The organism is Streptococcus sp. 79 (assembly GCF_013277425.1).
Classification (GTDB): Bacteria; Bacillota; Bacilli; order Lactobacillales; family Streptococcaceae; genus Streptococcus; species Streptococcus pseudopneumoniae.
The window spans coordinates 1-3,011 of sequence record NZ_VMMW01000007.1 but is presented as its reverse complement, the minus strand read 5'-3'; the positions used below and the strand labels follow the sequence as shown (position 1 = coordinate 3,011).

The window sequence follows — 3,011 nt, the reverse complement described above, 5'->3', positions numbered from 1 at the left end:
GCCTCTGCAGCCTTCAAATGGCGGGCAAGAAAGACTTTCTCTTCCTCAACTGTCATATATGCATGGTTACGACCACCACGTGTTTCTTGAAGGAGAGAATCGAGTCCGAACTCCTCATATTTTTTTACAGTTGGCCAAATCGTTGTTTGATTACAGTCTAAAAGCTCTATAATCTCTTTATAAGATTTACCCATCAGACGAAATAGAACGATTTGAAGGCGTTTATGATATTTAGCTGTACGAGAGTCTCTTAAAAGTGTTTTGATAGCTTGGATTTCTTCTTTAGTTGATTTCATATTACTATTATATAATGCTTTTTGATTTTAGTTTAGTATTATCGTAGAAAATGGACTCGGTGCTATGGATACACCGGATGAGAATGGTTATGTAGCAGATGACTATCGGATTACTTACTTAGAGGCCTACATCAAGGCCATGCGAGATGCCATTTACCAAGACGGGGTTGACTTGCTTGGTTATACGACTTGGGGCTGTATCGATTCGGTTTCAGCTGGCACAGGGGAAATGAATAAGCGCTATGGCTTTATCTATGTAGATCGAGATAATGTAGGAAATGGGACTCTCAAACGTAGCAAGAAGAAGTCCTTCTATTGGTACAAGGATGTCATTGATAGCAATGGAGCAAGCATCGAGTAGAGCACATTTGTTTACTATTTTTACAAAATCTTCTCCCTACTTTATAAGATGTGAAAAAAGAGTTCAAATGGAACTCTTTTTTTGCTATAATGAGGGGAGAAAAATCAGACAGGAGATCAAGATGTCAGAACCATTATTTTTACAATCAGTTATGCAAGAAAAAATCTGGGGTGGAACCAAGCTACGTGATGAGTTTGGCTACGACATCCCAAGTGAAAAAATCGGAGAATACTGGGTCATCTCAGCCCATCCAAATGGTGTCTCTAAAGTTGCCAATGGACGCTACCAGGGAACAGACCTGGCTACTTTGTATGCGCAGCACCGTGAATTGTTTGGCAATCGTCCAGAACCTGTATTTCCACTCTTGACCAAAATTCTGGATGCTAACGACTGGCTCAGCGTCCAAGTTCACCCAGACGATGCTTATGGACTCGAGCATGAAGGCGAACTCGGAAAAACAGAATGCTGGTACATCATAGCTGCGGATGAAGGCTCAGAGATTATCTACGGTCACAATGCCAAGTCAAAAGAGGAACTCCGCCAGCAAATCGAAGATAAAAACTGGGATGCCTTGCTGACAAAAGTGCCTGTTAAGGCTGGAGATTTCTTCTATGTACCAAGTGGCACCATGCATGCTATCGGTGCGGGTATCTTGATTCTTGAAACCCAACAATCTAGTGACACCACCTATCGCGTCTATGACTTTGACCGTAAGGATGATAAGGGAAACTTGCGTGAACTTCACCTTGAAAAATCCATTGATGTATTGAACATTGGTGAGCCTGCAAATAGCCGTCCTGTAACTGTTAAAGCTGATGATTTATACTCAACTCTCCTTGTATCCAATGATTTCTTTGCAGTTTACAAGTGGGAAATTACTGGAAAAGTTGACTTCGAAAAGACAGCTGACTACAGCTTATTGAGTGTCTTAGCTGGTCAAGGTCAGCTAACTGTTGACGGAAAAAACTATCCAATCCAAAAAGGCAGCCACTTTATCCTACCAAGTGATGTTGAAGCTTGGACTCTGGAAGGGCAAGATTTGGAATTGATTGTTAGCCATCCATAAAAAAGAAAGGGCCTGAGTTTACTACTCAAGTCCTTTTTGATTACATAAATTGGGCGATGAAGACCACGATGATGATGATTGGAATGATGAAACGAAGAAGGAAGAGCCAGACTTGGAACAGTCCCTGTTTCCATGCTGTTTCATCGAGATGGAGTTCCTCCATTGCAAGAGCCTTTTTAAAGATATAGCCTGTAAAAAGTGAAAGGCAGAGAGCTCCAAATGGCATGAGAAGATTGGAAACCAAGAAATCCATAGCGTCAAAGAAGGTCTTCCCAAAAATGTGAATATCTGCCATAACACCGTAAGAAAGGGCTGAGGGAATGCCAAAGACAAAGGTCAAAATTCCTAAAATAACACTCCATTTGGCACGCTTGCTGTTGTCCTGATTGGTGATATTGCCCACATTGATTTCCAGCATAACAACGGAAGAAGTGACTGCCGCAAAGAGGAAGAGCAAGAGGAAGAGGATGTAGAAAATGGTTCCAAAAGGCATCTTGTCAAAGAGTTGAGGCAAGACGATAAAGAGCAGGCTCGGTCCCCCTTCAGACTGGATATTGAAGGCTGACATAGCAGGGAAAATGGCTAGACCTGCCATGATGGATACCGAGATGTTCATGGCTACAATGGAAATCCCTGACTGGACCAGATTGGTTTTCTTATCCAAGTAAGAAGCATAGGTCAACATAGCTGTAACCCCTAGTGAGAGGGCAAAGAAAGATTGTCCTAGAGCATAGAGGAGACCAGCACTTGTCAGTTTTGAAAAGTCTGGTTTGAGGAAGTAAAGAACCCCTTCCATGGCATTTGGCAAACTGAGAGAGCGCCCGATGATGACGACAAAGATGATAAAGAGCAGGGGCATCATGACTTTCGAAGCTCTTTCAATCCCTTTTTGAATTCCACGTGACACAATAAAGATATTCAATAGGATAAAGGCAGCTTGAGCTCCAAGGGCAATGACTGGATTTGAAATGATCAGACTTCCTGAGAAACAAAATATGGTATAGTAGTTCTATGAATTATGAAGCAAGTAAATAACTAACTGATGCACGATTTAAGCGTCTTGTTGGTGTTCAGCGTACCACTTTTGAAGAAATGTTAGCTGTATTAAAAACAGCTTATCAACTTAAACACGCAAAAGGTGGACGAAAACCTAAATTAAGCCTAGAAGATCTTCTTATGGCCACTCTTCAATATGTGCGAGAATATCGAACTTATGAAGAAATTGCGGCTGATTTTGGTATCCACGAAAGCAACTTACTCCGTCGGAGCCAATGGGTTGAAGTAACTC

At 41.7% G+C, this 3,011-nt stretch carries 2 protein-coding genes and 3 pseudogenes; 3 read left to right on the top strand and 2 right to left on the bottom strand.

Annotation, left to right across the window (positions count from 1 at the left end):
* On the bottom strand, window positions 1–296 hold a 296-nt coding region (locus HT729_RS02265; protein ID WP_172931620.1), incomplete at its 3' end, for a helix-turn-helix domain-containing protein.
* A 40-nt stretch (window positions 297–336) separates the two neighbouring features.
* Between HT729_RS02265 and HT729_RS02260 the strand changes: the two are divergent.
* Window positions 337–657, top strand: a pseudogene (locus tag HT729_RS02260) (family 1 glycosylhydrolase); the annotation flags it as partial.
* A gap of 121 nt (window positions 658–778) precedes the next feature.
* Window positions 779–1,723, top strand: a complete 945-nt coding sequence (gene manA / locus HT729_RS02255) for a mannose-6-phosphate isomerase, class I (RefSeq protein ID WP_172926358.1) — start codon at window positions 779–781, stop codon at window positions 1,721–1,723.
* Window positions 1,724–1,763: 40 nt separating this feature from the next.
* Here manA and HT729_RS02250 read toward each other — a convergent pair.
* Window positions 1,764–2,696: pseudogene (locus HT729_RS02250) on the bottom strand (sodium-dependent transporter); the annotation flags it as partial.
* Window positions 2,697–2,734: 38 nt separating this feature from the next.
* Here HT729_RS02250 and HT729_RS02245 point away from each other — a divergent pair.
* Window positions 2,735–3,011 (top strand): annotated as a pseudogene (locus HT729_RS02245) (transposase family protein); the annotation flags it as partial.

Excerpts from the sequence above, each read along its gene's own strand:
- manA (WP_172926358.1), top strand. The coding sequence starts at position 779 with ATGTCAGAACCATTATTTTTACAATCAGTTATGCAAGAAAAAATCTGG.